We start from the raw sequence: 275 nt of genomic DNA, 5'->3' as shown, positions 1-275 counted from the left end.
GCAAAACGGGTCAATGCCTATGTAGCTCTTGCCAATGGGGAACTTAAAACGAAAGAACAGATAAACGCAGCTAAAAAAGCGAAAGCTGCCATCAATTTAAATGGAATCAAGGAGTCTGACCGTAAGGATTTTCAAGCTAAAATAGCATTGGCGGATCAGAAAGTTGCCGCTGCTGAAGAAGCTTTGAAAAATCCAGCGAAGGCAATCACGCTTTCCTTGATGCATACGAATGACACGCATGCCCACTTGGACAATGTGGCCAAAAGGGTGACAGC

The 275-nt window shown here is 44.7% G+C and carries 1 protein-coding gene; it reads left to right on the top strand.

Annotated features, from left to right (window positions below):
* Positions 1 to 275: hypothetical protein (locus SB773_RS31580; RefSeq protein WP_410594260.1), on the top strand; the 275-nt coding region annotated here is incomplete at both ends.

It is taken from the genome of Bacillus sp. SIMBA_074 (assembly GCF_046534555.1).
Taxonomy (GTDB): Bacteria; Bacillota; Bacilli; order Bacillales; family Bacillaceae_G; genus Bacillus_A; species Bacillus_A mycoides.
Note: the sequence above shows the minus strand (reverse complement) of the source record. Positions and strands in the feature narration are given on the sequence as shown.